Source organism: Staphylococcus sp. HMSC057A08, assembly GCF_001812925.1.
GTDB lineage: Bacteria > Bacillota > Bacilli > Staphylococcales > Staphylococcaceae > Staphylococcus > Staphylococcus hominis.
Genome location: NZ_KV810829.1, coordinates 804 through 1,465, shown reverse-complemented (window position 1 = coordinate 1,465; position 662 = coordinate 804). Strand labels below are relative to the sequence as shown.

The window sequence follows — 662 nt, the reverse complement described above, 5'->3', positions numbered from 1 at the left end:
GCAGGCGTGTTAACCGCTACACTACGAGACCAAATACGGAGGAAGAGGGATTCGAACCCCCGCGAGCCGTTAAGCTCCTGTCGGTTTTCAAGACCGATCCCTTCAGCCGGACTTGGGTATTCCTCCACATTTTATAGGTAAATTGCTATTAAATTATTAGATGGCGGTCTCGACGGGAATCGAACCCGCGATCTCCTGCGTGACAGGCAGGCGTGTTAACCGCTACACTACGAGACCAAAACAAATTGCGGGAGGCGGATTTGAACCACCGACCTTCGGGTTATGAGCCCGACGAGCTACCGAACTGCTCCATCCCGCGATAATAAAAATGGCGGAGGAAGAGGGATTCGAACCCCCGCGGCCCGTTAAGGCCCTGTCGGTTTTCAAGACCGATCCCTTCAGCCGGACTTGGGTATTCCTCCAAAATTATATGGACCTTGCAGGACTCGAACCTGCGACCGAACGGTTATGAGCCGTTAGCTCTAACCAACTGAGCTAAAGGTCCAAATTTTAATTCTACAACTAATAATTAGTGGCGGTGGAGGGGATCGAACCCCCGACCTCACGGGTATGAACCGTACGCTCTAGCCAGCTGAGCTACACCGCCGTTATATAGTTTGTAAATGATTTAAATGGTGGAGACTAGCGGGATCGAACCGCTG

General features: G+C 51.7%; 6 tRNA genes. All 6 read right to left on the bottom strand.

Annotated features, from left to right (window positions below):
- Positions 1 to 36: 36 nt before the first annotated feature.
- Positions 37 to 126: transfer RNA gene (locus HMPREF2881_RS00820), tRNA-Ser, on the bottom strand.
- 35 nt (positions 127 to 161) lie between these two features.
- Positions 162 to 237, bottom strand: a tRNA-Asp gene (locus HMPREF2881_RS00815).
- Positions 238 to 245: 8 nt separating this feature from the next.
- A tRNA-Met gene (locus HMPREF2881_RS00810) sits at positions 246 to 319 on the bottom strand.
- A 10-nt stretch (positions 320 to 329) separates the two neighbouring features.
- Positions 330 to 422, bottom strand: a tRNA-Ser gene (locus HMPREF2881_RS00805).
- A gap of 9 nt (positions 423 to 431) precedes the next feature.
- Positions 432 to 505: transfer RNA gene (locus HMPREF2881_RS00800), tRNA-Ile, on the bottom strand.
- A gap of 28 nt (positions 506 to 533) precedes the next feature.
- Positions 534 to 607, bottom strand: a tRNA-Met gene (locus tag HMPREF2881_RS00795).
- Positions 608 to 662 lie beyond the last annotated feature (55 nt).